Genomic DNA, 26,327 nt, shown 5'->3' with positions numbered 1-26,327 from the left:
GTCCCCCCGTCGACTCGCGGGGGGCGCCCTGGACCTACCCAGGGCCTCCTATGCTGACTCCTGATCAAGTCCATAGGCTCCGCGCTGCGGGGTAGGTGACCGGGGTCCACCCACCGTCCCCGACCCCCTCCCCCGAAAGTCCGGATACCGCATCAGGGTCGTACTACTCAAGTCTGAGATGAAGACCATTCGCCGCGGTGATCTCATTCAGGGGGCCCTGAGGCAAAGATAGGTACCATGGCTCAACCCGCCCCCCCAACGGCCCGCAGAGGCGAGGCCGGCGCCGCGAGACTACGGCGCCGCGTCCTCACCGCGCCCCCGGTCTGGCGTGAGCTGCTCCTGGTCGTCCTCTTCTACACCGGCTATACGCTCACCCGCATCGTCCTGGTTCAGGACGGCACCGGGCCCGCGTTCGCGCACGCCGACCAGATCCTGCGCGTGGAGCGCTACCTGGGGCTGGACGTTGAGCTGCACCTCAACCAGACGCTGCTGTCGGTGCCGTGGCTGGCGCGCACCGCCAACGTCTTCTACGCCACGATGCACTTCATCGTGACCCTCGGCATCGTCGTCTGGCTGTACCGCTACCGGCCCCAGCACTACCGGTGGCTGCGCGCCTCCATCATGATCGCCACGGCCGTGGCGCTGATCGGCTTCTGGCTGTACCCGCTGGCACCGCCGCGGTTCCTGCACAGCGAGGGCTTCGTCGACCCGGTGACCGCGCTGCACTCGCTCGGCCTGTACGCCAGCGACGCGTCCGGCAGCCTGACCAACCAGTACGCGGCCATGCCGTCCATGCACGCCGGATGGTCGCTGTGGTGCGGGGTGATCCTGGTCAGGCTGGCGACCCAGAAGTGGGCCAAGGCCCTCGGCGTGCTCTACCCGGCGACGACCGTGTACGTGATCCTGTCCACCGCCAACCACTACGTGCTGGACGCGGTGGCCGGGATGGCGCTGATCAGCGGGGCGCTCTGGGTCTCCTACGTCCTCTACATGCGGTGCCCCGCCTCGCTGCTCATCGCGCGGGCCCACGTCCGGCACCGCCTCGCGCAGCGTCCGGAACGCGGCACGAGCGGCTCGGGCGCCGGGTCCGCCGCCGCGGGCGGCGCCGGCCGCTCGTGATCCGCCTACGACTCCGGTAGTAGCCGGGTCATCCTCCAGGCTCAGTCCGCCCCGTAGAACACGCGGTCGACCACCGAGCGGGCCCGGCGGGCGTGGCGGCGGTAGTCCTCCAGAAGGTCACCCGTCCCGGGATAGCCGAGGACGCGGGTGACGGCGCTGCGCTCCCGGTGGTGGTCGGTGGGCAGCAGGTCGGACGCGCGGCCCCGCACCAGCATGATCGACCCCCGGATGCGGGTCGCCAGGCACCACGCGTTCTCCAGCACGGCGGCGTCGCCGGCGTCCAGGAGCCTGGCCCCGACGGCGGCGTCCAGCGCGTCCAGGGTCCGGGTGGTGCGCAGCCCCGGGACGTCGTGCGCGTGCCGGAGCTGGAGGAGCTGCGCGACCCACTCCACGTCCGCGAGACCGCCGGGGCCGAGCTTGATGTGCAGCCGCCGCTCGACGCCGCGCGGGAGCCGCTCGGACTCCATCCGCGCCTTCAGCCGCCGGATCTGCCGGACGGCGTCGTCGTCGATGCCGTCCTCCGGCCACCGGACGGGGTCGATCAGCGCGCGGAACCGGTCCCGCAGTCCCTCGTCGCCGATCAGCGGGTCGGCGCGCAGCAGCGCCTGCGCCTCCCAGGGCTCCGACCAGCGGGCGTAGTAGGCGGCATAGGACGCGAGGGTGCGCACCAGCGGCCCCTGCCGCCCCTCCGGCCGCAGGTTCGGGTCGATCTCCAGCGGCGGGTCGGGGGCGGGCAGCGCGAGAAGGCGGCGCAGCTCCTCGGCGACGGCGTGCGCGGCCCGTCCGGCGGCCCGCTCGTCCGCGCCGGGCAGCGGGTCGTGCACGAACATCACGTCGGCGTCGCTGCCGTAGCCGAGCTCGTGCCCGCCGAACCGGCCCATCGCGACGACGGCCATCCGGGTCGGCAGCGGCTCGCGCGACTCCAGCTCGATCTTCTTGATCGCGGCCCGCAGCGCCGCCTCCACGGTGACGGCGGCGATGCCGGTGAGGGCCTCGCCCACCGTCCGGACGTCGACCAGGCCGAGCAGGTCGGCGACCGCCACGCGGAACAGCTCGCGGCGGCGCAGGCCCCGCACCACCGCGGCCGCCTCCTCGGCGGGGGCGGCCGCGGCCGCCCGCTCACCCGGGGGCGCCGCGGTGAAGTCCCCGTGCCGGCGGACGGCGGCGAGGGCCTCCGAGCGCAGCGCCTCGGCCGGGCGCGGCGCCAGGTCGGCGTCGCTACCGAGCATCGCGACCGCCTCCGGCGCCCGCAGCAGCAGGTCGGTGGCGTAGCGGCTGGAGCCGAGCACCCACGCCATCCGCTCTGCGACGGCGACCTCGTCCCGCAGCAGCCGCAGGTACCAGGGCGTGGTGCCGAGCGCGTCGCTGACCTGCCGGAACCCGAGCAGGCCCGCGTCGGGGTCCGGCGCGTCGGCGAACCACCCGAGCATGACCGGCAGCAGCGTCCGCTGGATCGCGGCACGCCGCGACACCCCCGAGGTCAGCGCCTCGATGTGCCGGAGCGCGCCCGCCGGGTCGCCGTAGCCGAGGGCCTCCAGCCGGGTCCGGGCGGCCTCCGGGGTGAGCCGCGCCTCCTCCCCCGGCAGCCGGGCGACGGCCCGCAGCAGCGGCCGGTAGAACAGCTTCTCGTGGATGCGGCGGACCTCGCGGGCGTGCCGCCGCCACAGCGCGGTGAACTCCCCCACCGGGTCGGTGCGCAGGCCGAGGGCGCGGCCGAGGCGGCGCAGGTCGGCCTCGTCGCCCGGGACGAGGTGGGTGCGGCGCAGCCGGTGCAGCTGGACCAGGTGCTCCACCCGCCGCAGGAACCGGTAGGCCGACGCCAGCACCGCCGCGTCGTCGCGGCCGACGTAGCCGCCCTGGGACAGCTCGGCCAGGGCGTCCAGCGTGGTCGGGCTGCGGAGCGTCTCGTCGGCGCGGCCGTGCACGAGCTGGAGCAGCTGCACCGAGAACTCCACGTCGCGCAGCCCGCCGGGGCCGAGCTTGAGCTGGCGCTCGGAGTCGGCGGTGCGCTGGTTCAGGTCGGCCTCGACGCGGCGCCGCATGTGCTGGACGTCCTCGACGAAGTCCTCGCCCTCGGCGGCCTTCCACACGATCGGGGTGATCGTGTCGAGGTAGCGGGCGCCGAGCCCCGCGTCGCCGGCGACCGGGCGGGCCTTCAGCAGCGCCTGGAACTCCCAGGTCTTGGCCCAGCGCTCGTAGTAGGCGCGGTGGCTGGCGAGCGTCCGCACGAGCGGGCCGGACTTGCCCTCGGGCCGCAGCGCCGCGTCCACCTCCCAGAGCGCGCCCTCCTCCGTGGAGGCCGAGCAGGCCCGCATCATCGCCGACGCCAGCCGGGTCGCGGCGCGCAGGGCGGCGTCCTCCGGCTCGTCCCCCCGCGCTTCCGCCACGAAGATCACGTCGACGTCGCTGACGTAGTTCAGCTCGCGGCCCCCGCACTTGCCCATGCCGATCACGGCGAGCCGGCACGTCCGGTGCTCGGGGACCTCGGCGCGGGCGATCGCGAGGCCCGCCTCCAGCGCGGCGGAGGCGAGGTCGGCCAGCTCCGCGGCGACGTCGGCGACGTCCGCGATGCCGATCAGGTCGCGTCCGGCGAGCGCGAGGAGGCGCCGGCGGTAGGCGACGCGGAGCGCGAGCAGGGGGTCCGGGGCGGAGGCCACCGGCTCATCGGCCGACGGGTCTGCGCCCACCGCGGCCAGCAGCTCGTCGCGGGGCGGGGCCGCCGGGCCGGCCCGGCCGTCGCGCAGAACGTTCCAGTGCTCCGGGTGCCGGGCCAGGTGGTCGGCCAGGGCGGCGCTCACCCCGAGGACGGCGGTGAGCCGCTCCCGCGTCCCCGGCTCGCGGGCGAGCGCGTCCCGCAGGTCGCGGCCCACGCCCCGCTCGTCCGCGCGCGCCAGCAGCCGCAGCAGGCCGTCGAGAGCGAGGTCCGGGTCGGCGGTGCCGCCCAAGGCATCGAGCAGTTCGTCCGACAGCCCGGAGCCGGTGTCGCGCCGCGCCTCCTCCAGGAGCCGCTCGGCCCGCGCGGCGTCGGTGAACCCGAGCCTCGCCAGGCGGCCGGCGAGGGAAGGACGGCGGTCGGAGGTCCAGGACTCGGTCACAGGGTCAACCGTAATCCGGAGGAGTCGCTCAGAGGACCGCCAGCAGGCGCTTGCGCTCGAACTCGGTCACCTGGCGCCGGTAGTCCTCCCACTCCTGGCGCTTGTTGCGCAGAAAGAAGTCGAACACGTGCTCGCCGAGGACGTCCGCCACCAGCTCGCTACGCTCCATCGCGTGGATCGCCTCGTCCAGGTTCTGCGGCAGCGGCTCGATGCCGAGGGCGCGCCGCTCGGCCACGGTGAGCGCCCAGACGTCGTCCTCGGCGCCGGGCGGCAGCTCGTAGCCCTCCTCGATCCCCTTCAGCCCGGCGCCGAGGATCGCCGCGAACGCCAGGTAGGGGTTCGCGGCCGTGTCCAGCGACCGGAACTCGATGCGGGTCGAGTGGCCCTTGTGCGGCTTGTACATGGGGACGCGGACGAGCGCCGACCGGTTGTTGTGCCCCCAGCAGATGTAGGACGGGGCCTCTCCCCCGGCGCCGGCGGCCGAGCCGACGTTGCCCCACAGCCGTTTGTAGGAGTTGACCCACTGGTTGCACACCGCGGTGATCTCGGCGGAGTGCCGCAGCAGCCCGGCGATGAACGCCCGCCCGACCTTCGACAGCTTGTACTCCGCGCCCGGCTCGTAGAAGGCGTTGCGGTCGCCCTCGAACAGGGACATGTGGGTGTGCATGCCGGAGCCGGGGTGCTCGGTGAACGGCTTCGGCATGAACGAGGCGAACACGCCCTGCTCCAGCGCGACCTCCTTCATCACCAGCCGGAAGGTCATGATGTTGTCGGCGGTGGTGAGCGCGTCGGCGTACCGCAGGTCGATCTCCTGCTGGCCCGGGGCGCCCTCGTGGTGGCTGAACTCCACCGAGATGCCCATCGCCTCCAGCATCGTGATCGCGTTGCGCCGGAAGTCGTGCGCCGCGCTGTGCGGGGTGTGGTCGAAGTACCCGCCCGCGTCGGCGGGCTCGGGCTCGCGGCCGTCCTCCGGCTTGTCGCTGAGCAGGAAGAACTCGATCTCGGGGTGGGTGTAGAAGGTGAAGCCGAGGTCGGCGGCGCGGGCCAGGGCCCGCTTGAGGACGTAGCGGGGGTCGGCGAAGCTCGGCGTGCCGTCCGGCATCAGGATGTCGCAGAACATGCGGCCCACGCCGGGGGACTCCGAGCGCCAGGGCAGCACCTGGAACGTGGACGGGTCCGGCTTGGCGATCATGTCGGCCTCGTACACGCGGGCGAAGCCCTCGATCGCCGACCCGTCGAACCCGATGCCCTCGCCGAAGGCGCCCTCCAGCTCGGCGGGGGCCACGGCCACCGACTTCAGGAACCCGAGCACGTCGGTGAACCACAGCCGGATGAAGCGGATGTCGCGCTCCTCCAGTGTCCGGAGCACGAACTCCTGCTGACGGTCCAATGCCCTCTCCCTCGGTGCTGCCCTCGTCTCGGACGCGGGCCGGGTATGCCGGCCGCGGACGCCGGTCCGGCTACCTTCGCAGTATGCCCGGCCGCTGTTACCGCGACGTTACGCGTCCGGGGCCGGTGCTCGGAACATACCCGACTAGTCGCCCTCACCGACCCGCGCGGCGGCGGGATCGAGGACGCGGGACAGGAACGTCCTGGTCCGCTCGTGGGAGGGAGCGGCGATGACGCGGGAGGGCGGGCCCTCTTCCACGACCACGCCGCCGTCCATGAACACCACCCGGTCGGCGACCTCCCGCGCGAAGCTCATCTCGTGGGTGACCACGAGCATGGTCATCCCCGCCTCGGCGAGGCCGCGCATGACGCCGAGGACGTCGCCGACCAGCTCCGGGTCCAGCGCGGACGTCGGCTCGTCGAACAGCATCACCTCCGGCCCCATCGCGAGCGCGCGGGCGATCGCCACGCGCTGCTGCTGGCCGCCGGACAGCTGCGCCGGGTAGGAGCCGATCTTGTCGGCCAGCCCGACCCGCTCCAGGTTCTCCCGCGCGACCCGCTCCGCCTCCTCCCGGCCCCGCTTCAGCACCTTCCGCTGGGCGATCATCACGTTGCCGAGCGCGGTCAGGTGCGGGAACAGGTTGAACGACTGGAAGACCATGCCGATCCGGCGGCGGACGGCGTCGATGTCCACGTCGGGGTCGGTGACGTCGGCGCCGACGACCCGGATCGTCCCCGCCGACGGCTCCTCCAGCAGGTTGACGCAGCGCAGCAGCGTCGACTTGCCGGACCCGGACGGGCCGATCACGCACACGACCTCGCCCGGCGCGACGTGGAAGTCGATGCCGCGCAGCACCTCGTTCGTCCCGAACGACTTGCGCAGCCCGCTGATCTCCACGGCGTTCCCGCCGGACGTGTCCTTGCCGAGGCCCGTCATCGCTGCCCCCTGCGCTGCCGCGCCTCCAGCCGCCGGGCCAGCAGGCTCAGCGGGATCGTGATGATCAGATAGCAGATCCCCGCCACGATGATCGGGGTGGTGTTGCCCTGCTCGCCCGCGAGGTCGCGGCCGAACTTGGTGAGCTCCCGCTGCTCGAGGGTGATGCCGAGGAACAGCACGAGCGAGGAGTCCTTGCAGAGCAGCACCAGCTCGTTCGTCAGCGGCGGGATGATGATCCGGAACGCCTGCGGGATGACGATCGACCGCATCGCGCGGGCGTGCGACATGCCGAGCGAGCGCGCCGCCTCCAACTGCCCCCGGGGGACCGCCTCGATCCCGGCCCGGATCGTCTCGGCCATGTAGGCGGTGGCGGCGAGCCCGAGCGCCAGCCCCGCCTGCCCGGCCGCCCCGCCCGGGATGTTGGTGCCGGGGAAGGCCAGCGGCACGCCGACGCCCACGAAGATGAAGATCAGCAGCAGCGGGAGGCCGCGGAAGATCTCGATGTAGGCGGTGGCGAACCACCGGTACGGGGGGACGGACGACAGCCGCATCAGCGCGATGATCAGCCCGCCGCCGAGCCCGATGCCGAACCCGACCGCGGTGTACACGGCGGTGTTGCGCAGGCCGATCGTGATGATGTCCGGGAAGAGGCTCTTGGCGACCTCCCAGTTGGCGAAGTTCACCCGCAGCGTCTGCCAGTCGGCCAGCACGGCGACCAGCACGACGACGGCGGCGAAGAGCCCGTACTGGCCGCCGAGGGAGAGCCGCCGGCGGGTCCGGCGGGACATCCCGCCCGGCGCCCCCGGCCCCGGCGGCCCCGCCTTGACGGGCTCGGCGGTCACGAGCCGCCGCCGGCGGCGGCCGGCATTGGACCGATCCACTTCTCGTAGATCGCCTTGTAGGTGCCGTCGGACTTCGCCTGCGCGATCGCCTGGTTGGTGAGCTTGACCAGCTCGGGGTTGTGGTTCTTGCGCATCCACATGCCGTACTGCTCGCCGGTGTTCAGGTTGGCGACGATCTCGAACTTCGCGTTCGCCGGGTCCTTCAGCCAGCCGCGGACGACCGGGTCGTCCTGGACGATCACGTCCACCTGGCCCGTGCGCAGCCCGTCCAGCTCGGCGGTGGAGTTGTCGAACGAGCGCGGGTCGAAGCCCTTGCCCTTGACGAAGTCCTCACCGGTGGTGCCGGCCTGCGAGCCGAGCTTGAGCTTCCTGGACTTGACGTCGTCCAGCGACGCGACGCCGCTGCCCTTCTTCGCCAGCAGCGCCTGGGTGGCGTCGAAGTAGGGGTCCGAGACGTCCATGAAGCGCTTGCGCTCGTCGGTGATCGTCATCCCGCCCATCTGGATGTCGCACTTGCCGGCGTTCAGCGCCGACCCCGTCTTCATCGTCTCGAAGGGGGTGTCGACGACCTTCTGGGTCACGCCGAGCTTCTTGGCGACGAGGTCGATGATGTCGACGTCGAAGCCCACCACCTTCCCCGTCTTCTTGTCCTCGGACTGGAAGGGCGGGTACGGCAGGTGCGTGCACGAGGTGAGCGCGCCCTTCTCGATGAGCTTCACGCCCTGCACGGTGGCGCCGTCGTCGCCGCCGCACGCCGACGCGGCCAGCGCGAGGGCCGCCAGCCCCGCACCCAGGGCCCGTCGCGGGGTTCGTCCGGACACGTTTCCTCCTGATTGAGCCGCTTGTCGATCAACGAACTATCCCACGTCCGCCCCCGCGGGGGCAGGGGCCCGCGGCGGGCCCGCCGGTGACCGTCCCCCGATATCCGTTTCCCGAAAATTGACGTGGCGATCGAGTTCCGCGCACGAAGTGATCATTAACGTGAGGAGGGTCGTGGACATCTCACCTCTTCTCTCGATGAGCGACCGGGTGACCGCGCTGGCCAGTCCGTCGGCCATGCACCCGGAGTCGTGGCAGCTGTGCGCGCAGGTGGAGGCCTGGGCGCGCGGCCGGGGCCTCGTGCTCGGCGACCCGGACACCTCGCCGCTCGGCCGGGCCCGCTGCGAGCGGCTCGCCGCCCGGGTGTTCCCGAACGCCGACCTCGCGGGCGTGGACCTGTTCGCCCGCTGGCTGACCTGGACGCTCGCGCTGGACGACACGCTGGACCACCCGCCGCTCGCCGACAGCGGCAGCGCCGTGCACGCGCTCTACGACGACCTGCTGCGCGCGATGCGCCGCGGCCACGCCCGGCCCGGCGCCCGGCCGCTGGAGGCCGCGCTCGTGGAGCTGTGGCACACCACGTCCAGGGACATGAGCCGCGACTGGCGCCGGCGCTTCATGCTGCACCTGGAGGCGCACCGGGACGGTTGCGCGGAGGAGGCGGTCAACCGGCGGATCCGGCACGTCCCCGGCGAGGCCGAGTACCCGCAGCTGCGCCGCCGGGCGTGCGGGCCGTTCCTGTACGACCTGATCGAGCCCGTCCTCGGCGTCGAGCTGCCGTCGCGGCTGCTGCGCACGCCCCGGTGGAAGACCCTCGCCGACAGCGTCGCCGACGCCGTGGCCTGGTCCAACGACCTCGCCTCGCACGACCTGGAGTCGGCGCGCGGCGACGTCCACGGCCTGCCCGCCGTCCTCGCGCGGGCGCACGGCCTGTCTCCCGAGCAGGCGGCGGCCGCGGTCGCCGACCGCGTCGCCGACCGGCTGGAGGAGGCGTGGACGGCGGCCCGCAGGCTGCCGGAGATGCTGGACCGGCTGGAGATGACGGTCGCGCAGCGCGCCGCCGCCGCGCAGGTCGTCAAGGTGCTGCTGGACACGCCGCGCGCGCACGTGGACTGGCTCGCCGAGTCGGGCCGCTACGTCCCGGGCGACGCGCCCGCGCCGCCGCGCCTGGACGCCCTCGCGTCGCTGCGCTGAGCCCCGGCGAGCGCGTCCCCGGCCGGCGTGCGGACGTAGAGGACGCGGCGGCCGAGGCGGTGCCCGGAGACGAGGCCGCAGGCGCGCAGCACCCCGAGGTGCTGGCTGACCGCCCCGGCGGTGACGCCCGCCCGCCGGGCGAGATCGGTGGTCGAGGCGGGCGTGGCCAGCGCGGTGAGCAGCTCGGCGCGGCGGCGCCCGATCAGCGCGGCGAGCGCGCCCGCCCGGCCGCCGTCCGGCGGCCCGGTCTCCCAGAGCGTCGCCACGCCGCGCGGCGGGTAGCTGAGCATCGGCTGGTAGGGCGGCACCATCACCGACACGTTCGGCCACACGAAGGCGCTCGGGACGAGCAGGATCCCGCGTCCGGCCAGCTCGCCGCGGAAACGCCAGCGGCGGTCGACGGTGAGGGTCCCGGCACGCCAGGAGACCGCCTCGTGCAGGTCGCCGAAGACCCCGGCGGCGCCCTCGGCGGCGAGCGCGCCGGCGCGGCGCAGGACCTCCCCCTCCAGCAGGTCGCGGACGCGCGGCCAGTACGGCTCGACGGCGACCTCCCAGTACCGTTCGAGCAGGCCGGCGAGCCGCTCCAGGGTGCCCTCCGGGTCGGCGGCCATGGCGAGGCGGGCCGCGCCCGCGGGGCTGCCGGGCTCGGTCCAGCTCAGCTCCGCGGCGACGACCTCCGGCGGTGTGGCGCGGACGGTCTCCAGCTCGGCGCCGATGTCGGGAAGCGGCGACCGCGGCGGCGGGGTGAGGAAGTCCGGGATGTACCCGGTGGGCTGGACGACCTCGCGCAGCGGCCCCATGCCGAGCCCGCGCAGCCGCGGCCGGACGGTGCGCACCCACGGGAGGTGCAGCGCGTGGCCCGACGGGTCGGCGAGGACCCGCAGGCTGCGCACCATCTCCCACAGCGGCGAGAACGCGAACCGGACCCGGGCGACGTCGTCCGGCGCGAGGACGAACTCGATCATTCAGCCCAGGCTAAATGATTATCTCCGCGTGCCGGGAGCCCCCACCATCGTGCAAGTGACCACTCTGGAAGACACTCCTGTCGACCCTGCCCCGGGACGGTTCGCGGCGTTCCTGCGTCCCAAGGTCGGCGGCCTCCCCCGGACGTTCTGGGTCCTGTGGGCGGGCACGCTGCTCAACCGGCTCGGGACGATGGTCGAACCCTTCCTCGGCCTCTACCTGACGACGATGCGCGGGCTGTCGCTGACCCAGGCGGGCATGGTGATGGCCGTCCTCGGCGCCGGGTCCCTCTGCGGCCAGCTCGCGGGCGGCGCGCTCGCCGACCGGATCGGCCGCCGCGTCACGCTGACGCTGGCGACCGTCGGCACCGGCGCGGCCATGCTCGCGCTCGGCTACGCCGAGGGCCTCGCCGCGATCGTCGCGGCGGCGCTGCTGCTCGGCCTGCTGCTGGACATGTACCGGCCCGCGTCGCAGGCGATGGTGGCGGACGTCATCTCCCCGGGAGACCGTCCCCGGGCGTTCGGGCTGCTGTTCTGGGCGGTCAACCTGGGCTGGGCGGTCGCCATGGTGCTCGGCGGGACGCTCGCGCGGCAGGGGTTCCTGTGGTTGTTCTGGATCGACGCCCTGACCTGCGCCGCCTTCGGGCTGCTGGTGTGGCGCGCCGTCCCCGAGACCCGGGCGCGGGGCGCCCGCGCGGAGCGGGCCGGCGGGTTCGGACGCGTGCTGCGCGACCGGGTGATGGTGGCGTACGTGCTGGTCACGCTCGTCTACACCTTCGTGCTCATGCAGGGCATGACGACGATGCCGCTCGCCATGAAGGAGGCGGGGCTCGGCCCGCAGGACTACGGCCTCGCGATCGCCGCGAACGGGGTCCTGATCATCATCGTCCAGCCGCTGGTGAACGCGTGGCTGGCGCGGCGCGACCACAGCCTGGTGATGGTCGCGGGGTTCGTGCTGGTCGCGCTCGGCTACGGCCTGACGGCGTTCGCCGCGTCCCTGGCCGCCTACACCGCGACGATCCTGGTGTGGACGCTCGGGGAGATCACGGCCGCGTCCGTCCTGCAGGCCGTCGTCGCGGACCTGGCCCCCGCCGGCCTGCGCGGCCGGTACAGCGGCCTGTACGGGATGGCGTGGTCGGGCGGGTTCCTGCTGGCGCCGCTCGGCGGCACCCAGCTGCTCGGCGCCGGCGGCGTCCCCGCGCTCTGGCTGACCTGCGCGGGGCTGGCGCTCGGCGCCGCCGCGGCGCAGCTCGCGCTCGCCCCCGCGCTCAGGCGGCGGCGGGCCGTGGCGCTCGCCACACCCTTCTCGTCAGAGTGACGAAACCGGGTCCGGCGTTCTACCCTGGGACGGTGGCACAGCTCAGGATCGCGCTCGCGCAGGTGAACTCGACCGTCGGCGACCTCGACGGGAACGCCGAGAAGGTGGTGGCATGGGCCGGGCGGGCCGCCGACGCCGGCGCGCACCTGGTCGCCTTCCCGGAGATGGCGCTGACCGGCTACCCGGTGGAGGACCTCGCGCTGCGCACGTCCTTCGTCGAGGCGTCCCGGCGCGCGCTGGAACGGCTCGCCCGCCGCCTCGCCGACGAGGACCTCGGCGACCTGCCGGTCGTCACCGGGTACCTCGACCGGCGAGCGGTCGGCCGCACCGCCCGGGCCGCACGCTCGGGGCAGCCCGCCGGGGCGCCGCTCGACGGCGCGGCGTGGCTGCACGGAGGGGAGGTCCTGGCCCGCTCGGCCAAGCACCACCTCCCGAACTACGGGGTGTTCGACGAGTACCGCATCTTCGTGCGCGGCGACCGGCTGCCCGTCGTCCGCGTCCACGGCGTCGACGTGGCCACCGTCATCTGCGAGGACCTCTGGCAGGACGGCGGCCCGGTCAGCGTCACCCACGCGTCCGGGGCGGGCCTGCTGCTCTCCATCAACGCCTCCCCCTACGAGCGCGACAAGGACGACGTCCGCCTCGACCTGTGCGCCGAACGCGCCCGCGAGGCCGGCTGCGCGCTCGCCTACGTCAACATGGTCGGCGGCCAGGACGAGCTCGTCTTCGACGGCGACTCGGTCATCGTCGGGCCCGACGGGACCTCACTCGCCCGCGCACCCCAGTTCACCGAGCACCTCCTCGTCGCCGACCTCGCGCTCCCGGCCGCCGACCCGTCGCGCGAACCCGGCAGCACGCCGGTCGACGCCCTGGACGGCACCACGATCACCATCGACCGGCACATCCTGTCGCCGGACCCGCTGCCCGCCTACCCGGCTCGGCCCCCGGCCGTCGCCGAGCCGCTGGACGACCTCGCCGAGGTCTACGCGGCGCTGGTCCTCGGCACCCGCGACTACATCCGCAAGAACGGCTTCCGCTCGGTCGTCCTCGGCCTGTCGGGCGGCATCGACTCCGCCCTGGTCGCCACCATCGCCTCGGACGCGATCGGCCCGGAGAACGTCCACGCGGTCCTGCTACCGAGCCGCTACTCCTCCGAGGGGTCCGTCGTGGACGCCGAGGAGCTCGTCAAGCGGCAGGGGATCAACTCCCGCATCGTCCCCATCGCCGACATGGTGGAGTCGTTCGAGAAGCATCTGGACCTGCACGGCCTCGCCGAGGAGAACCTCCAGGCCCGCATCCGCGCCAACGTGTGGATGGGCCTGTCCAACGAGCACGGCCACCTGGTCCTCACCGGGGGCAACAAGAGCGAGCTGGCGACCGGCTACTCCACCCTCTACGGCGACTCCGCGGGCGGCTTCGCCCCCATCAAGGACGTCTTCAAGCTCACCGTCTGGGAGCTCGCCCGCTGGCGCAACGCCCAGGCGGGCCGCGAGCCGGCGCTCCTGCACCGGTTCGCGCAGGAGCCCATCCCGCAGGCGATCATCGAGAAGGAGCCGTCCGCGGAGCTGCGCCCCGACCAGCGCGACCGCGACACCCTCCCCGAGTACGCCGAGCTCGACCCGGTGCTCACCGACTACGTCGAGGGCGACATGGGCCGCGACGCGCTGGTCGCCGCCGGCCACGACCCGGCCCTCGTCGAGCGCGTCATCCGCCTGGTCGACATCGCTGAGTACAAGCGCCGCCAGTACCCGCCCGGCCCGAAGATCACCCCGAAGAACTTCGGCCGCGACCGCCGCCTCCCCATCACCAACGCCTGGCGCGAGAAGTAGCGCCCGGCGCGAGCAGGTGGCGCGCGCTACTCGCGGTGGTGGTTCTCGCCCGGCCAGGCCTCGTCCGGCCAGGCGGGGACCTGCTCGGAGGCGTCGGGGTCGATGCCGGGGACGATCTGCTCGCACCAGACGACCTTGCCCGCGGCGGTCCGGCGGGTGCCCCAGCGGTGCGCGAGCTGGCTGACGACGAGGAGGCCGCGGCCGTTCTCGTCGTCGTCCTCGGCGCGGCGGAGGCGGGGCAGCGCGGCAGAGCGGTCCAGGACCTCCAGGACGAGCGTGCGCTCCAGCAGGAGGCGCAGCTCGATCGGGCCGGGGGCGTAGCGGAGCGCGTTCGTGATCAGCTCGGACGCCAGCAGCTCGGTGGTGTAGTCGAGCTCGTCCAGCTCCCACTCCTCCAGCCGCGCCCTGACCAGGCCGCGGGCGCGGCGGACGGCGGCGGGGTCGGCGGGCAGCGTCCAGGAGGCGTAGCGGTCCTCGGGGAGCCGGCGCAGCCGGGCGATGAGGACGGCGATGTCGTCGCGGTGCTGGTCGGCGTAGACGCCGGCGAGGGTGGCCTTGGCGAGGTCCTCCATCGAGCGGTCGACCGAGTCGGGCCCGAAGATCCGCTGCAGCCGGGCGAGGCCGTCGTCGATGTCGCGGCCCCGGTTCTCCACGAGGCCGTCGGTGTAGATCACGAAGAGGCTGCCGTCCTCGACGGTGAACTCGCGGCTCTCGATGGCGGCGCCGCCGGCGACGCCGAGCGGCGGCGCGGGCGGCACCTGGAGGTACTCGTTGTCGCCGCCCGGTGCGGCCAGCAGCGGCGGCAGGTGCCCGGCGGAGGCGATCTCGATGGTGCCGGTCGTCGCGTCGTAGACCGCGTACACGCAGGTCGCGAAGTGCGGCTCCTGCTCGCCCAGCTCGATCATCAGCTCGTGCATGACGTGCAGCGCGTCGGCGGGCGGCAGCTCCAGGTTCGCGAGCGTGTGCAGCGCGGTGCGCAGCCGCCCCATCGTCACCGCGGCGCGGACGCCGTGCCCGGCCACGTCCCCGACGATCAGGGCGACCCGGGCGCCCGGCAGCGCGATCGACTCGTACCAGTCGCCGCCGACCTCGACGAGCTTGCTGCCCGGCAGGTAGCGGTGCCGGACCTCGACCGAGGACGGCGCGGACAGCCGCATCGGCAGGAGGCTGCGCTGCAGCGCCAGCGCGGTCGCGCGCTCCCGGCTGTACCGCCGGGCGTTGTCGATGACGATCGCCGCGCGGGCCGCGAACTCCATGCCGATCTCGACGTCGTAGGCGTCGAACTTGCGGAACCCGGGGACGCGGGTGCAGGCGATGAAGCCGAGCAGCGTGTCGCGCGCGATCATCGGCAGCAGCACCATCGACACGTTGGACAGCAGCTCGCCCGCCGGACCGCGCCGCCACAGCCGGCCGATCTCGCTCGCCCGGTCGAGGTCGATGTGCGGCAGGTGGACGGGCCGGGCGGTCTCCATCACCTGCCGGTAGGGGGTGCCCTCCGGGAAGACCAGCACCTCGCCGACGGGGAACGTGGACGTCCACGCCGGGTTGCCGTCGTCGGAGGTGACCGCGATGCGGCGCAGCACCGCCGAGCCCGACTCGGTGTGCACCTCGTCGGCGGCGACCAGGCTCTCCAGCACCAGCACCGACGCGGCGTTGCAGAAGTGCGGGACGACGACGTCGACGAGCCCGCGGGCGGACTGGTCGAGGTCGAGGGTCGCGCCGAACCGGGTGAGCGGGTCGTCCATCAGCGCGCGCCGCATGAGCGCGGGGTCCTGGTAGCGCTCGCTCGGCGGCAGCTCGACCCGGACGAACAGCAGCGCGGCGGGCGCCGTGCCCGAGTCGCCGCCGACCATCGGCTGGACGGTGACGAGCGCGCTCGCGGTCGCGCCGTCGTCGCCGCGCAGCACGGCCATCACGCCGTTGCGCTCCTGGCCGGCGTCGTTCGGCTCCAGCAGCGCCTCCAGCTCGGCCTTCGCCTCGTCGCCGACCAGGTCGGTGGCGGGGCGGCCGATCAGGTCGCCGGGGGCGCGGCCGAGGACCCCCTTGGCGTTCGGTCCGCACTGCACGATGCGCCGGGCACCGTCTATGCCCAGGACAAGGGTCCGGGACGCCGAATCGGTGGCGGGCGCCTCGCCTCGCGGCGCCATCACGGATCTCACCTGCGCGCTCCAGACAGCCGGTCGTCTCAGCACTACCCAGCGACAGTATGGGGCATGACACCGCCGCAGTGGGAGAAGATCACGCTTACCACGCCGAATTGGGCGCGGTTCACCCGCCCCGGGGTCATCGCGGCCCGGTCCCGATGCCGCGCAGGAGGGTGTCGACGGCGGCCTCGGCGTAGCCGGCGGGGACCGTCTCCTTCGGCCGCCGGGCGGTCAGGGAGCCGAGCAGCAGCGACAGGACGACCTCCACGTCGAGGTCGGCGCGCAGCTCGCCGGTCTCGATCCCGTGCCGGATCACCCGGCGGATGATCTCGCGGCGCGGCTCGATGACGTCCTGCTGGTAGCGGGCGTACAGGTCGGGATACTTCTCCGCGCTTCCGGTGACGTTCCAGAAGCACCGCGAGTACCTGCTGTGCCGGCGGCCGGCGAGCCGGCGCGCGATCGCGGTGAGGTCCTCCCGGGCGGACCGGCCGGACGGCTCGGGCAGCGGCTCCTTGACGGCGCCGAGCGCGTGCACGATCAGCGCCTCCTTGCTCGGCCAGCGCCGGTAGATGGTCGTCTTGCCGACGCCGGCGCGGGCGGCGACCGCCTCGATGGAGACGCCCGCCACCCCCGACTCCTCGGCCAGCAGGTCGAGGGTCGCCTCGACGATGGCCTTGTCGGCGCGCTCGCTGCGGGGCCGGCCCGCCTGCCGCCGCTCGGTCTCAGCGCTCGGCCCGGTCTCAGTGCTCATCGCGGATCACGCTCTCACACGCCGGCCCGCTCCGGTCGCGACTCCGGCTCCGGCGCCGGGGCGGGCTCGGCGGGCGCCGCGGCGCGTCCCGGCATCCACTTCAGGACGACCAGGGCGCCGATGAGGGAGACGACCGCGGCGGCGGCCGACGCGGCGTGCATGCCGTGCACGAAGGCGGCGTCGGCGGGACCGACGAGGCTCTGCCCGGCCGGGCCGAGCTGCGCGGCGACGGCGTGCGCGCCCTCGATCGACTCGCCGGCGGCCTCGCGCGCGCCCGCGGGCAGCGCGGCCAGCCGGTCGCGCAGGTCGCCGCGGTAGACGGACGCGACGACGGAGCCGAGCACGGCCACGCCCATCGCGACGGCGACCTGCCGGGCGACGTTGTTGATGGCCGACCCGCCGCCCGCCTTCTCGCGCGGCAGGGCCGACATGACCGACTCGGTCGCGGGCGGCATGACGTTGGCCATCCCGGCGCCCTGCACGAAGAAGATCGCACCGAGGACCCACAGCGAGGTGTGGGTGCCGACGAAGTGGTAGCTCGCCAGCGCGACGGTGACCAGCGACAGCCCGGTCGTGCAGACCGCCTTGGCGCCGAAGCGGCGGACCATCGCGGCGCTGCGCGGCGCGAAGGCGAGCTGGGCGATGGCGAACGGGAGCACCATCGCGCCGGACTGCAGCGGGGTCAGGCCGCGCACCGACTGCATGTAGAAGTTGGCGAAGAAGAACACGCCGGTCGCGGCGAAGAAGCACAGCGCGATGGAGGCGACGGCGGCCGACATCCGCGGGTCCCGGAACAGCTTGACGTCGAAGGCCGGGGACGCGGTGCGGGCCTCGTGCCACGCGAACAGGGCGAGCACGGCCAGGCCGGCGAGGATCGGGCCGAGCACGGGCGTCTCCAGCCAGGTCCCCTTCTCACCGCCCTCGATGATCCCGTACGACAGGGTGACCAGGCCGACGACCGACAGGACGACGCCCAGCGGGTCGAGCCGTCCGGGCCGGGGGTTGCGCGACTCGGGGACGAGGAAGGCGATCAGGAGCACGCCGGCCGTGATGACCGGCACGTTGATCAGGAAGACCGAGCCCCACCAGAAGTGGGCGAGCAGCAGGCCGCCGGTGAGCGGGCCGATGGCGACGGCGAGGCCGACCGCGCCGGCCCAGATGCCGATCGCGCGGGCGCGCTCGTGCGGCTCGAACACGTTGGTGATGATCGACAGGGTCTGCGGCATCACCGCGGCGCCGCCGAGGCCCATCAGGGCACGGGCGTAGATGAGCTGCTCGGGGGTCTGGGCGTACGCCGACAGCAGCGAGGCGACGGCGAACACGATCATGCCGCCGGCGAGCACCCGCCTGCGGCCGAGCCGGTCGCCGATCACACCGAAGGTGAACAGGAGCCCGGCGAAGACCAGCGTGTAGGAGTTGATCGCCCATTCGAGCTGGCTCTGGGTCGCGCCGAGCCCCTTCTGGGGGTCGGCGATCGTCTTGAGCGCCACGTTGAGGATGGTGTTGTCCAGCACCACCACCAGCAGGCTCATGGTCAGGACGCCGAGGATGTACCACCGGCGCCGCTGGATCGTCTGTGGGTCCATACCGATACGGAACCGTATCGTTTCTGAACTCATTCCCGGAATCTCAGGGAATCTCGGGGTCTACCGAAATCGTTTCTCTAGTGGCACGATCGGTTCCGTCTGGGTACGCCACCGTGGCGCCTCAAGACCGGAGGTTCACACGCATGTCCTCATCCGTCGCACCCCCTGCACAGCCGACCGCACTGTACGGCGGTACGAGCGGGCGAAGGGTCACCGTACGCGACATCGCCGCCGCCAAGGAGCGGCACGAGAAGTGGCCGATGCTGACCGCGTACGACGCCCTCACCGCCCGGATCTTCGACGAGGCCGGCATCCCGGTGCTCCTCGTCGGCGACTCCGCCGCGATGGTCGTGTACGGCTACGACTCCACGATCCCCGTCACCGTCGACGACCTGATCCCGCTGACCGCGGCCGTCGTCCGCGGGTCCAAGCGCGCGATGGTCGTCGCCGACCTGCCGTTCGGCTCGTACCAGACGGGCGTCCCCGAGGCGCTGTCGGCCGCCACCCGGTTCCTCAAGGAGACCGGCGCGCACGCCGTCAAGCTGGAGGGCGGCCGCCGGATCCTCCCGCAGGTCGAGGCGATGGTCGCCGCGGGCATCCCGGTGATGGGCCACCTCGGCCTCACCCCGCAGTCGGTGAACGTCTTCGGCGGCTACCGGGTGCAGGGCCGCGGCCAGGACGGCGACGAGCTGATGGCGGACGCCAAGGCGCTGCAGGCCGCCGGCGCGTTCTCCCTCGTCCTGGAGTGCGTGCCCGAGGACCTCGCCGCGCGGGTCACCGCGTCGCTGTCCATCCCGACGATCGGCATCGGCGGCGGCAACCAGACCGACGCGCAGGTCCTCGTCTGGCAGGACATGGCCGGGCTCACCCCGCGCACCGCGAAGTTCGTCAAGAAGTTCGCCGACATGAACACCCTGCTCGGCGAGGCGGCGCGCACCTACGCCGAGGAAGTCGTGAGCGGCGCCTACCCGGCGCCCGAGCACTCCTACCGCTAGCCGGACCCTGTCCCGCCGCCGCCCACCCGGCCGTGCGGGACGTCCCCGCCCGCACGGCCGCCCCCGCCCCGGCGTGGCCGTGCGGGCGTTCCGGCGTCCGGGCCCGCTCGCCCGAAGGGGCCGGCTACTGGTCGGGGTTGGAGCGGGCCGGTTCGGGAGGCTGCGTCCCGCTCTCGCGGGTCTGGCCGTCGCGCGGCGCCGGGACGCGGCGCGGCTCCGCCCCGTCCGCCATGATCTCGCCGTGCAGCGTCTCCACGGCGGAGCGCAGCACGTCGGGGCCGGCGACGTTCATCAGCAGCAGCCCGAGGTTGAGGGCCATCTGCCCGTCGGTCATCTCGCTGCCGGCAAGCGCGTCGACGGCGGTGCGCAGGTCGGCCTGGTCCTCGGCGGACACGTTCTGCAGCAGGCCGAGGCAGTAGGTCGGCAGCGCCAGCCGCGACTTGGCGAACGAGACGCCCCGCATGATCTCCCCCGCCTCGTGCGCGCGGGTCTTGGCCTGCATCCGGTCGACGCCCCGGTCGGCGGCGGCGAGCAGCGAGGTCAGCAGCGTGCTCGGGCCGACCGCCACGTCCTCGTCCCCGACCCGGACGGTGAACACCGCGCTGCGGAACACCATCATCGAGCCGAGGCTCGCCACGAGCACCTGCGTGGCCGCGGCGACGTCCCCCGACCGGACCCCGAACCGCCAGTCGAAGGTGTGCAGGAGCAGCAGCGAGCCCGCGCCCGCTCCCCCGTTGATCAGCACGTACGCCCAGGTGCTCGGCACCCGGACCAGCGTGGTGGGCCGGTCCCGGTAGCGGCTGACGAGCTCGGCGATGCCGACCAGGCAGCTCAGCGAGACGGCGACGACGTATCCGATCATCGGGCCCGGTCACTCCCCGGTCAGCCGGACGACCTCGTCGATCTCGCGTTCCACGGCGACCAGGCCGCGCTCGCGCAGCATGTCCACGGCCTCCGCGACCTCCATCAGCCCGAGCCGCGTCGCATGGTGGATCTGCTCCAGCGAGAGCGGGCCGCCGGCCGATTCCAACTGCCCCAGCACCCGCCGGCACGCGTCCTCGGCGCCGGGCTCGGCATGCGGGGGGGTGTGGCCGGGCTCACCCGCGGGCGCCGCACCGGGGGGCCGGCGCCCCGCGTCCCGTCCCGAAGGCGTGAGGAACGCGCTCCACGGATCTGCCGACCGGATCTCTCTCATCTCCACCCCGCATGTCGCCACCACGATGGTACGTCAGCCCTTGGACGCGGCATGCGTCCGGTCCGCTCCCTATTTCCGCGAGGAACGCACCACGATCAGCAGGTCGCCCGGTTCGAGGGCGCCGCACCCGGCGTCGTCGAACGGCAGCATCCGGCCGTCCCGGACGAGCGCGAGCGCCGGCTCCCGCACCGCGCCGAGCGGGCCGCCGACCTCCTCCGGGCGGACCTCCCGCTCCACCAGGTCGAGGCCGCTGCCCTGGTCCAGCAGGTCCTCGATGACCTGGCTGACGCTCGGCTGGGTGCTGGACACCCCGAGCAGCCGCCCCGCCGCCTCCGACGAGGTCACCACGCGGTCGGCGCCCGACTGCCGCAGCAGCGGGACGTTCTCCGACTCGCGCACCGACGCCTGGATGCCGGCGTGCGGGTTGAGCTGCCGGGCGGTCAGCGTGATCAGCACCGCGGTGTCGTCGCGGGCGCTCGCCACCACGATCTCGCGGGCCCGGTGGACCGACGCCTGCTTCAGCACCGAGCTGCGCGTCGCGTCCCCCACGATGCCGACGAACCCGGCCTCCGCCGCCTCGGCGACCACCCGCGGGTCCGGGTCGACGACGACGATCGAGCCGGGCTCCACCCCGCTGCTCAGCAGGGTCTTGATGGCGCTGCGGCCCTTCGTGCCGTAACCGGCCACCACGATGTGGTCGCGCACCTGCGCCCTCCAGCGTGACTTGCGCCAGTCGTCGCGGGTGCGCTCCGCCAGCACCTCGAGGGTCGTGCCCACGAGGACGATGAGGAACAGCACCCGGACGGGCGTGATGAAGACGATGTTGACGAGCCGCGCGCCGGCGCTGACCGGCGTGATGTCGCCGTACCCGGTGGTGGAGATGGTCACCGAGGCGTAGTAGAAGGCGTCCAGCAGCGACACCGTCCCGTCGCTGCCGTCGCGGTAGCCGCCGCGGTCGGCGTACACCACCGCCACGACCGCGAACATCAGCAGCAGCGCGATGCCGACCCGCCGGGCGACCGCGCGCAGCGGCCCCTGCCCGGGGGACGGCAGCAGGACAAGCGGGCGCCGCGCCGCGTCCGCGTCGTCGATGCTCGGCACCGTCCCGAGACTAGCGATCAGACGTCGGTGATGCGCAAGCCCGCGTGCGCCTTGTAGCGGCGGTTGATGGAGATGAGGTTGGCGGTGAACGCCTCGATCTGGCCGGCGTTGTGCAGCCGGCCGCCGTAGACGCCGCGCATGCCGGGGATGCGGCCGGCGAGGGCCTGGACGAGGTCGGTGGCCTCCCGGTCGTTGCCGAGGACGAGCACGTCCAGCTCCATCCCGGCCACCCCGGGGTCGAGCAGCAGCTTGGCCGACACGTGGTGGAACGCGGCGACGACCCGGCTGTCCGGCAGGACGGCGGCGGCCTGCTCGGCGGCGCTGCCCTCCTCGACCGGCAGCGCGAACGCGCCCTTGCCCTTCTCGAAGCCGAGCGGGTTCACGCAGTCGACGACGATCTTGCCGGCCAGCTCGGCGCGCAGCGACTCCAGCGTGGCCCTGTGGCCGTCCCACGGCACCGCGACGATCACCACGTCGGACTCCCCGGCCGCGACCGGGTTCTCCGCGCCGGAGACCGGCAGGCCCTCGCCCTCACCGGCCAGCTCGTCCGCGGCGGCCTGGGCGCGCTCCGCCCTGCGCGACCCGATCGTCACCCGGTGCCCGGCGAGCGCGAACCGGCGCGCGAGCCCCTTGCCCTGGTCGCCGGTCCCGCCGAGGATGCCGATGGACAGGCCGCTCACGTCAGGGAGGTCGTAGGGAGTCTTCTGCTGCTGCTCAGTCATGCGGCCGAGTCTGCCAGGCGGCCCGTGCGGCGGGCCGCGGAGGGTTCCGGCATGGCGGAAAACCGCCTGACCAGGACGTCCGATGCGGCACCATGGTGGCCGTGGACGCCGAGCAGATCACGATGTTGCGCGAGGTCCTGTCGACGACCGGCTGGCTGGAGCAGACCCGGGAGTTCGGGCACGCGCTGCGGACCACCTCCCGCACGCCCGGCGGGCTGCTGCTGGTCGGCACGCCCGCCGGAGACCCCTGGCACCTCGCGGCGCACCTGGACGACGAGAGCCGGCTCGGCGACGCCCCCGGCCTGGCGCCCACGCTGGTGCGCTGGAAGCCCCCCGCGGACGCTCCCGGGCACCTGCGGATCGGGCTGGAGCGGCTGGAGGCGGCGCGGCGCGGCGAGACGCTGTTCGTCGTCGCCGAGGAGGACGCGCCCGCCCCGCTGCTGGAGCGGGTCGACGACGCGCGCCGCACCGGCGCCACGGTCCTGGCCCTGGAGGGCGGCGACCGCGAGCTGCGCGGCCTCGCCCACGAGGCGCTGACCGTCCCGCCGGGCGAGGCCCTCCTGTCGTTCGACGGCGCGCAGCACCTCGTCAGCGCCGCGGCCGGCGAGGAGCCGGGCCGCGGGCCGCGCGGGCTCCGGCACCGGCTCGCCCGGCTGCTCGACGCGGTGTCGGGCCCGGTCGTCGACTGAAGCCCGCCGCGTCGGTCCCCGCCGTTCAGGCCCGCCGTTCAGTCCTCGCCGTTCTGCCTGCGCCACGCCTCGTCGCGCTCGCGCGCGAGGGCGAGCGCGCCGGCGGCGGCGCCCTCGGTCTCGTACGGGCCCATCCGGTCCTTGCCGGGGCAGCCGGGCCCGTGCTCGACCTTCATGTGCTTCAGGCAGAACCACCAGTCACCGTCGTCACCGGCCATCGGCGCTCCTCTCGATCACGCGTTCGCGGGGATTCGTTGCCCCGATCCCGCTGACTACACTCCATCACTATGACGACCCAGCTTCTCCGGCCCGGCCGGGTTTCCCCGATGCGCAAGGTCCCGTCGAGCATCCCGCGCCCGGAGTACGTGGGGAAGAAGCGGCCGAAGACGGGCGAGCCGGACGTCAAGACACCCGAGATCATCGAGAAGATGCGGGTGGCCGGGAAGATCGCCGCGCAGGCGCTGGAGGAGGTGGGCCGGCACGTCCGGCCCGGGATCACCACCGACGAGCTGGACGCCGTCGGGCACGAGTTCCTCCTCGACCACGGCGCGTACCCGTCCACGCTCGGGTACCGCGGCTTCCCGAAGTCGCTGTGCACCTCGATCAACGAGGTGATCTGCCACGGGATCCCGGACGACACGGTCCTGCGCGACGGCGACATCATCAACATCGACATCACCGCCTACATCGACGGGGTGCACGGCGACACCGACGCGACGTACCTGTGCGGGGACGTCGACGAGGAGTCGCGGCTGCTGGTGGAGCGGACCCGCGAGGCGGCGATGCGGGGCATCCGCGCGGTGAAGCCGGGGCGGGCGCTCAACGTGATCGGGCGGGTCATCGAGTCCTACGCCAAGCGGTTCGGGTACGGGGTCGTCCGCGACTTCACCGGCCACGGCATCGGCACGACGTTCCACTCCGGCCTGGTCGTGCCGCACTACGACGACCCGCGGGCGACGACGATCATCGAGCCGGGGATGACGTTCACGATCGAGCCGATGCTGACGCTCGGCACGCACGACTACGACATGTGGGACGACGGCTGGACGGTCGTGACCAAGGACCGCAGGCGGACGGCGCAGTTCGAGCACACGCTCCTGGTGACCGGGGACGGCCACGAAATCCTCACCCTGCCGTGACCCATCTCTTGATCTAGAGTCCGATTCGCCCCCACTTCCGGCCGGGAGACCCTCTGGAGATGAACGCCCCAGCGCCGTACGAGCCGAGGGTTCCGTCCGACAGCATGCCCCCCGGACGCGCGGCGCTGAGCGTGACGTGGGCGGCCCTGCCCTTCCTGACCCTCGGGTACGCCACGCCGTTCACCTTCGCGGCGGCGCTGCTGTGGCGGCGGAGCATGCATCTGCTGGTGTCGACCGCCGTGTACGCGGGCGTGTTCGCGCTGATGCTGGCCCTGCTGCCGGACATCGGCGAGGAGGAGGGCACCGAGCGGGCCGTCGGGGTGCTGCTGTTCCTGCTGGCGGTGGTCGGCTGCGGGCACGCGTTCCTGATCCGGCGCCGGGTGTTCGATCCGCACGGGCTGTCGGCGGTGGACAACGAGGCCGTCGTCGAGCGGGTCAAGCGCCGGCGGCTGCTGCGGGAGAAGGCGCGCGAGCTGGCCGCGTCCGACCCGGGCCTCGCCAAAGAGCTGCGCATCGGACGCCCCGACCTGCCGCGCCAGTACAACGACGGCGGGCTGATCGACGTCAACCACGCCCCCGCGGAGGCGCTGACGCTGCTGCCCGGCATCACCCCGGAGCTCGCGGCGAAGATCGAGCGGGTGCGCGCGGAGACGGGCGGGTTCATGTCCGCCGAGGAGCTGTCGGCGGTGGCGGGGCTGCCGCCGTCCCTCACCGGCGACGTGGCCGACTACGCCGTCTTCATCCGCTGATCGCGGGTATGCACCCGGCGTGAGCCCGAAGAAGCCGGAGAACAACGCGAAGCCCCCCGCGCGCGAGGGCGACCGGCTCGCCGAGTACCGGGGCAGGCGGGACGCCGGGAGGACGCCGGAGCCGGTCCCGGACGAGAAGGCCCTGCCGCACGGTGACGACGACACGTTCGTCGTCCAGGAGCACCACGCGAGCAGCCTGCACTGGGATCTGCGCCTCGAACGCGACGGCGTGCTCGTCTCCTGGGCCGTCCCGAAGGGCCTGCCGTGGAGCCCCGACACCAACCACCTGGCCGTGCACACCGAGGACCATCCGCTGGAGTACGCCTCCTTCGAGGGCGAGATCCCGCGCGGCGAGTACGGCGCCGGAAAGATGATCATCTGGGACCGCGGGACGTACGAGACGGAGAAGTGGTCCGAGCGCGAGGTGAAGGTGGTCATCCACGGCTCGCGCGTGTCCGGCCGGTACGTGCTGTTCAGGACGCGGGGCCGGAACTGGATGATCCACCGGATGGACCCGCCGGAGGATCCGGACGCCGAGCCGCTGCCGGAGTCGCTGCGGCCCATGCGCCCGGTCGAGAAGGCGCGGCTGCCGCGCGACCAGGAGGCGTGGGGGTTCGAGTTCGCGTGGGGCGGCAGGCGGATGCTCGCCTACGTCGAGGGCGGCCGGACGCGGTTCACCGACGAGCGGGGCCGGGCCGTCGACGGCCCCGGCGGGCTGGGCTCCCGGCTCGGCGCCGAGCTGGGGGCCCGGCCCGCGGTGCTCGACGGGGAGCGGGCCGTCCTGGACGGCCGCGAGACGTACATGATCTACGACCTGCCGCACCTGGACGGCCGGCCGCTGCTGGACGTCCCCTACCGGGAACGGCGGGAGCGGCTCGACGACCTCGGGCTGTCGGGGCGGCTGTGGCAGACCGCCCCCTGGTTCCCGGGCGACGGCGGCGCCGTCCGGGACGCGGCCCGCGAGCAGGGTTTGCCCGGCGTGGTCGCCAAGCGCCTCGACTCCCCCTACGCGCCCGGCGAGGAGTCGGACGCCTGGCGCTTCATCCCGTCGTAGCTAGTACCCGACCGTGATGCGGCGCTGGACGGCCTCGCCCTTCTCCAGCTCGTCGACCAGCGCGACGGCGTAGTCCTCGGCGCTGATGCTGCTGGCGCCCTCGGCGTCGGTGAGGAGCTGGTCGCCGCCCACGCGGAACGTGCCGGTGCGCTCGCCGGGCTCGATGACCGCGGACGGCGAGATGTACGTCCAGTCCAGGTCGCCGGCCTCGGCCCGGATGACGCCGAGCTGCTCGGCCGCCGCGAGCGACTCGGCCTTGTAGACGGCGGGGAATTCGGGGGTGTCCACGAGCCGGACGCCCGGGGCGGCCTCCAGGCTGCCCGCGCCGCCGACCACGATCAGGCGCCGGACGCCGGCCCGCCGCAGGCCGTCGAGCACGCCGCGGGTGACGGCCAGCAGCGGCCCCGTCGTCTCCGAGCCGTCCCGGGGCGGCGGGACGGTCAGCACGGCGGCGTCGTGGCCCGCGGCCAGCCGGGCGATCGCGGCGGCGTCGCTCGCCTGCGCGGCGGCCGTCCCCTCGTTCCCGGTGCGGGTGACGCCGGTGACCTCGTGGCCGCGCTCGCGCGCCTCGGCGGCGATCCGCCGCCCGATCATGCCGGTCGCGCCGATCAGCAGGATCCTCATGTGACCTCCTCCGATGTCGTCGAACGTGACGGTATCCATCGGATACTGGTTACTTCAACGTGCCATTGGTACCC

At 73.6% G+C, this 26,327-nt stretch carries 24 protein-coding genes; 9 read left to right on the top strand and 15 right to left on the bottom strand.

Going from position 1 to position 26,327, the window contains the following annotated elements; genetic code table 11:
- Nucleotides 1-237 precede the first annotated feature (237 nt).
- Complete coding sequence (locus ABGB11_RS06415; protein ID WP_347629789.1) at nt 238-1,119, top strand: phosphatase PAP2 family protein; 882 nt, start codon at nt 238-240, stop codon at nt 1,117-1,119.
- A gap of 41 nt (nt 1,120-1,160) precedes the next feature.
- Here the strand turns inward: ABGB11_RS06415 and ABGB11_RS06410 are convergent, their stop codons facing one another.
- The 5 genes from ABGB11_RS06410 to ABGB11_RS06390 all read right to left on the bottom strand — a co-directional run bounded on the left by ABGB11_RS06410 (nt 1,161) and on the right by ABGB11_RS06390 (nt 8,203).
- A complete protein-coding gene (locus ABGB11_RS06410; protein ID WP_347629787.1) occupies nt 1,161-4,214 on the bottom strand; it encodes a bifunctional [glutamine synthetase] adenylyltransferase/[glutamine synthetase]-adenylyl-L-tyrosine phosphorylase in 3,054 nt (1,017 codons plus the stop codon).
- Nucleotides 4,215-4,242: 28 nt separating this feature from the next.
- Nucleotides 4,243-5,604: a glutamine synthetase family protein gene (locus tag ABGB11_RS06405; RefSeq protein ID WP_347629785.1), complete on the bottom strand. Its 1,362-nt coding sequence runs from the start codon at nt 5,602-5,604 to the stop codon at nt 4,243-4,245.
- A gap of 144 nt (nt 5,605-5,748) precedes the next feature.
- Nucleotides 5,749-6,540, bottom strand: a complete 792-nt coding sequence (locus tag ABGB11_RS06400) for an amino acid ABC transporter ATP-binding protein (RefSeq protein ID WP_347629783.1) — start codon at nt 6,538-6,540, stop codon at nt 5,749-5,751.
- Complete coding sequence (locus tag ABGB11_RS06395) at nt 6,537-7,421, bottom strand: amino acid ABC transporter permease (RefSeq protein ID WP_347629781.1); 885 nt, start codon at nt 7,419-7,421, stop codon at nt 6,537-6,539. Before ABGB11_RS06395 ends, ABGB11_RS06400 begins: the two co-directional genes overlap by 4 nt.
- Nucleotides 7,379-8,203 (bottom strand): transporter substrate-binding domain-containing protein, encoded by an 825-nt coding sequence (locus tag ABGB11_RS06390; RefSeq protein ID WP_347629779.1) that lies wholly within the window; start codon nt 8,201-8,203, stop codon nt 7,379-7,381. Before ABGB11_RS06390 ends, ABGB11_RS06395 begins: the two co-directional genes overlap by 43 nt.
- Nucleotides 8,204-8,375: 172 nt before the next feature.
- Between ABGB11_RS06390 and ABGB11_RS06385 the strand changes: the two genes are divergently transcribed.
- The gene (locus ABGB11_RS06385; RefSeq protein WP_347629777.1) at nt 8,376-9,395 is read left to right on the top strand and encodes a terpene synthase family protein; all 1,020 of its coding nucleotides are present in this window, start codon (nt 8,376-8,378) and stop codon (nt 9,393-9,395) included.
- Here ABGB11_RS06385 and ABGB11_RS06380 read toward each other — a convergent pair.
- Complete coding sequence (locus tag ABGB11_RS06380; protein WP_347629775.1) at nt 9,335-10,360, bottom strand: DUF5937 family protein; 1,026 nt, start codon at nt 10,358-10,360, stop codon at nt 9,335-9,337. The genes ABGB11_RS06385 and ABGB11_RS06380 overlap by 61 nt on opposite strands.
- Nucleotides 10,361-10,415: 55 nt before the next feature.
- Between ABGB11_RS06380 and ABGB11_RS06375 the strand changes: the two genes are divergently transcribed.
- Together ABGB11_RS06375 and ABGB11_RS06370 are read left to right on the top strand one after the other, a co-directional pair.
- Nucleotides 10,416-11,675 carry an MFS transporter gene (locus ABGB11_RS06375; protein WP_347629773.1) on the top strand — a complete coding sequence of 420 codons (1,260 nt, stop codon included), beginning with the start codon at nt 10,416-10,418 and terminating at the stop codon, nt 11,673-11,675.
- Nucleotides 11,676-11,707: 32 nt separating this feature from the next.
- Entirely contained in the window at nt 11,708-13,504 is a 1,797-nt protein-coding gene (locus tag ABGB11_RS06370) for an NAD+ synthase (RefSeq protein WP_347629771.1), read from the top strand.
- A gap of 26 nt (nt 13,505-13,530) precedes the next feature.
- Here the strand turns inward: ABGB11_RS06370 and ABGB11_RS06365 are convergent, their stop codons facing one another.
- From ABGB11_RS06365 to ABGB11_RS06355, 3 genes are all read right to left on the bottom strand, one after another.
- A complete protein-coding gene (locus ABGB11_RS06365) occupies nt 13,531-15,663 on the bottom strand; it encodes a SpoIIE family protein phosphatase (protein WP_347629769.1) in 2,133 nt (710 codons plus the stop codon).
- Nucleotides 15,664-15,787: 124 nt separating this feature from the next.
- The gene (locus ABGB11_RS06360; protein WP_347629767.1) at nt 15,788-16,399 is read right to left on the bottom strand and encodes a TetR/AcrR family transcriptional regulator; all 612 of its coding nucleotides are present in this window, start codon (nt 16,397-16,399) and stop codon (nt 15,788-15,790) included.
- A gap of 14 nt (nt 16,400-16,413) precedes the next feature.
- Entirely contained in the window at nt 16,414-17,985 is a 1,572-nt protein-coding gene (locus tag ABGB11_RS06355) for an MFS transporter (RefSeq protein WP_347629765.1), read from the bottom strand.
- A 143-nt stretch (nt 17,986-18,128) separates the two neighbouring features.
- Between ABGB11_RS06355 and panB the strand changes: the two genes are divergently transcribed.
- Nucleotides 18,129-18,980, top strand: coding sequence for a 3-methyl-2-oxobutanoate hydroxymethyltransferase (gene panB, locus ABGB11_RS06350; protein WP_347629763.1), 852 nt, complete (start codon nt 18,129-18,131; stop codon nt 18,978-18,980).
- Between the two features lie 124 nt (nt 18,981-19,104).
- On the opposite strand, the gene ABGB11_RS06345 is transcribed toward panB, so the two are convergent.
- The 4 genes from ABGB11_RS06345 to npdG all read right to left on the bottom strand — a co-directional run bounded on the left by ABGB11_RS06345 (nt 19,105) and on the right by npdG (nt 21,998).
- Nucleotides 19,105-19,842: a hypothetical protein gene (locus ABGB11_RS06345; protein ID WP_347629761.1), complete on the bottom strand. Its 738-nt coding sequence runs from the start codon at nt 19,840-19,842 to the stop codon at nt 19,105-19,107.
- Between the two features lie 9 nt (nt 19,843-19,851).
- Nucleotides 19,852-20,175 carry a hypothetical protein gene (locus ABGB11_RS06340; protein WP_347629759.1) on the bottom strand — a complete coding sequence of 108 codons (324 nt, stop codon included), beginning with the start codon at nt 20,173-20,175 and terminating at the stop codon, nt 19,852-19,854.
- A gap of 69 nt (nt 20,176-20,244) precedes the next feature.
- Nucleotides 20,245-21,276 (bottom strand): NAD-binding protein, encoded by a 1,032-nt coding sequence (locus ABGB11_RS06335; protein WP_347629757.1) that lies wholly within the window; start codon nt 21,274-21,276, stop codon nt 20,245-20,247.
- Between the two features lie 17 nt (nt 21,277-21,293).
- A complete protein-coding gene (gene npdG, locus ABGB11_RS06330) occupies nt 21,294-21,998 on the bottom strand; it encodes an NADPH-dependent F420 reductase (protein WP_347629755.1) in 705 nt (234 codons plus the stop codon).
- A 101-nt stretch (nt 21,999-22,099) separates the two neighbouring features.
- On the opposite strand from npdG, the gene ABGB11_RS06325 reads away from it, so the two are divergent.
- A complete protein-coding gene (locus ABGB11_RS06325) occupies nt 22,100-22,687 on the top strand; it encodes a hypothetical protein (protein WP_347629753.1) in 588 nt (195 codons plus the stop codon).
- 38 nt (nt 22,688-22,725) lie between these two features.
- Here ABGB11_RS06325 and ABGB11_RS06320 read toward each other — a convergent pair whose 3' ends face one another.
- Nucleotides 22,726-22,905: a hypothetical protein gene (locus ABGB11_RS06320; RefSeq protein ID WP_347629751.1), complete on the bottom strand. Its 180-nt coding sequence runs from the start codon at nt 22,903-22,905 to the stop codon at nt 22,726-22,728.
- A gap of 69 nt (nt 22,906-22,974) precedes the next feature.
- Here ABGB11_RS06320 and map point away from each other — a divergent pair, with 69 nt between their 5' ends.
- Genes map through ABGB11_RS06305 form a run of 3 tightly spaced genes read left to right on the top strand, consistent with a single transcriptional unit; the run spans nt 22,975 to nt 25,629 of the window.
- The gene (map, locus tag ABGB11_RS06315) at nt 22,975-23,826 is read left to right on the top strand and encodes a type I methionyl aminopeptidase (protein ID WP_347629749.1); all 852 of its coding nucleotides are present in this window, start codon (nt 22,975-22,977) and stop codon (nt 23,824-23,826) included.
- 59 nt (nt 23,827-23,885) lie between these two features.
- Entirely contained in the window at nt 23,886-24,575 is a 690-nt protein-coding gene (locus tag ABGB11_RS06310; RefSeq protein WP_347629747.1) for a helix-hairpin-helix domain-containing protein, read from the top strand.
- A 19-nt stretch (nt 24,576-24,594) separates the two neighbouring features.
- A complete protein-coding gene (locus ABGB11_RS06305) occupies nt 24,595-25,629 on the top strand; it encodes a DNA polymerase ligase N-terminal domain-containing protein (RefSeq protein ID WP_347629745.1) in 1,035 nt (344 codons plus the stop codon).
- Here ABGB11_RS06305 and ABGB11_RS06300 read toward each other — a convergent pair whose 3' ends face one another.
- A complete protein-coding gene (locus ABGB11_RS06300; RefSeq protein ID WP_347629743.1) occupies nt 25,630-26,253 on the bottom strand; it encodes an NAD(P)H-binding protein in 624 nt (207 codons plus the stop codon).
- Nucleotides 26,254-26,327: the final 74 nt, after the last annotated feature.

The organism is Actinomadura sp. B10D3 (genome assembly GCF_039871695.1).
Lineage (GTDB): Bacteria > Actinomycetota > Actinomycetes > Streptosporangiales > Streptosporangiaceae > Spirillospora > Spirillospora madurae.
This window is presented reverse-complemented; position numbering and strand designations above follow the sequence as displayed.